Source organism: Klebsiella sp. MS 92-3 (assembly GCF_000195655.1).
Classification (GTDB): domain Bacteria; phylum Pseudomonadota; class Gammaproteobacteria; order Enterobacterales; family Enterobacteriaceae; genus Klebsiella; species Klebsiella pneumoniae.
The window spans coordinates 1-2,646 of the sequence record NZ_GL882747.1; the positions used below are offsets into that span (position 1 = coordinate 1).

At 56.7% G+C, this 2,646-nt stretch carries 2 protein-coding genes; both read right to left on the reverse strand.

Features of this window, described 5'->3' with window-relative positions; genetic code table 11:
• Positions 1–37: 37 nt before the first annotated feature.
• Positions 38–1,141, reverse strand: a complete 1,104-nt coding sequence (gene livJ / locus HMPREF9538_RS22380) for a branched chain amino acid ABC transporter substrate-binding protein LivJ (protein ID WP_002920812.1) — start codon at positions 1,139–1,141, stop codon at positions 38–40.
• Between the two features lie 257 nt (positions 1,142–1,398).
• Positions 1,399–2,643, reverse strand: coding sequence for an aromatic amino acid transport family protein (locus HMPREF9538_RS22375; protein ID WP_004150081.1), 1,245 nt, complete (start codon positions 2,641–2,643; stop codon positions 1,399–1,401).
• Positions 2,644–2,646: the final 3 nt, after the last annotated feature.

Here is a 2,646-nt window from a genome sequence, read left to right on the forward strand (position 1 = left end):
AGACAACGCATTTGCAGCGTGAAAGGCGCCGGTTAAATTATTTGGCGTCGGTCGCCGTACCATTAGCATGCCAGGTAAAGACCCCGAACTCAAAGCCTTTCAGGTCGCCTTTCTGATCCCACGACAGCGGGCCCATCACGGTGTCTACTGTCGCGCCTTTCAGGTATTTAGCGATTTCCGCCGGATCGTCAGACTGATTCAGGCCTGCCTGCAGCGACTGCAGCGCCGCGTAGGTGGTCCACACGAAGGCGCCGCTCGGATCCTGTTTCTTCGCCTTGATCGCATCCACGATCGGTTTGTTCGCCGGCACCTGGTCGTAGTTCTTCGGCTTGGTTACCAGCAGGCCTTCCGCCGACTCGCCAGCGATGTTAGACAGGGAGACGTTCGCTACGCCTTCCGGGCCCATAAACTGGGTTTTCAGACCGGCGGCGCGCGCCTGACGCAGGATCTGGCCCATTTCCGGGTGATAGCCGCCGTAGTAGACGAAATCGATATTCTCTTTCTTCAGGCGCGCCACCAGGGTGGAGAAATCTTTCTCACCGGCGGTGATCCCGTCGAAGAAGACCACGTTTGCCCCACCTTTTTTCAGGCCATCCTGCACCGCACGGGCCAAACCTTCGCCGTACTGCTGTTTGTCATGTACCACTGCGATACGCTGCGGCTTCACTTTGTCGAGAATGTATTTCGCCGCGGTTGGCCCCTGATCGGAGTCCAGACCGGTGGTGCGCAGGATCAGCTTATAGCCGCGCGCCGTCAGCTCCGGAGCAGTCGCTGCCGGGGTAATCATCAGAATGCCTTCGTCTTCATAGATATCAGACGCCGGCTGAGTGGAAGAGGAACACAGGTGACCAATAACGTATTTGATGCCGTCGTTGACCACTTTGTTGGCTACCGCTACCGCCTGTTTCGGGTCGCAAGCGTCATCATATTTGACGATCTGCAGCTTATTGCCCTTGATGCCGCCCTTAGCGTTGATATCCGCTACCGCCTGCTCTGCGCCGGTAAACTCCTGGTCGCCGTACTGGGCCACCGGGCCGGACATCGCCCCGACTACCGCGATTTTGATATCTTCCGCCAGCGCCGCGCTGCTCATAACTAAGGCAATACATCCTGCCAGTAACGCTTTACCCTTCATATTCATCCTGAGGCTCCCCATTATTATGGTTTTTGCATTTGTTGTGATGTTGTTTATTAGCGCATTATTTTGTTTATACCGATAGGAAAAGCATATGATAGCTAATCAACCGGGGACTGCCCGCGCTTTTGCAGCACACTATGCTAAACATACCGTCATTCTGAGGAATTTGAAACGACTAAATTGCGGGCTATGTAACAGATAAGTGACAAATAAAAAAACCGCGCCAGCATGAACCGGACGCGGTGCAAAACAGAGCCTGATTACCAGCCTGCGGGTAGGTAGCCCACCGCGGATGCTATCGCGTAGGCGGCGCTGCAAAGATACAACAACACAATGAAGCATTGGATAAGCGGATGGGTCATCCAGGCCGGACAGGTCCAGCCCGGGGTCAGATCGCCACGCTGGCGGGCGCCCTTGAGCATCAGGATCGGCATAATCGATAAAATGACGCCGCTGAACACCCCGGCAAAATAGAGCGCGTTGACGAAGGAGACCATGCCGCTATAGGCCAGTACGAACGGCGGGATCGCCACCACCAGCAGCACCATCAGGCGCCGGGCGGGCTGTTCATCATTCCCCAGGCGGAACTGATCGAAGATATTGGTCAGGAAGCTGCCGCCCAGTCCCCAGTAGGAGGTCAGCATGGCGCACAGCGCAAACAGATTGGCTGAGAAGAAGGCCCATTCGCCAAGCGCCCGCCCCCAGGAGATGGTGGCCACATCCGAGATATTGTCCAGACCGTTAAGCGAGATCACCGACAACGGCACCAGCGCCAGCAGGGTAAAGGTCAGCGCCATGCCGACCATGATGGCTTTAGGCAATTTTTCCGGTTTGTCGGCGAAGCCCCGCGCCATCTCCGGCACGATATACTGTGCCGAGAAGCAGAATGCCACGACGTTGAAGACCGGAACCATATACAGCCAGTTGCCGTCGAGCAGATAGCCGACGCGGGTGGTCTCTTTCAACAGCGTGGCAATCACCAGCACCGAGATCATCACCACCATGCCGATGCTGATAAATTTCTCACCGCGGCCGATCGCCTTCAGCCCCAGGTAGAGTACCCCTGCCGCCGGAACGAAAAACAGCACGCTGCCCAGCGCCGGCGAGATGCCAAACAGGGAGTGCAGCAGCTTACCGCTGCCGGTCATATACGCCGTCAATGCCCCGACGCTATTGACGCAGACGGAGAGAAACATCATCAGCGCGCCAAAGCCGCCGACGTAGCGCTTCGATAATCCACTGAGCTGCAGATGTTTACGGGTGCGCAGCGTGGATTCCGCGACATAGAGCATAGTCACCGTCGTCAGGCTGCCCACCAGCACCAGCCAGAACAGCAGCGGTAAGAAGCCCGCTTTGCTCGACGCATAGGCGATAGAAAGGACGCCCGCGCCAATATTGGTACCGACAATCATCGATACCCCTTCGACGAAGCTCAGAGATTTTGCAGGGACAGCCGTACGTTCCCGGCCGGTGAGGACGGGAGAAAAGGTGGAGTTTTCAGACATAAT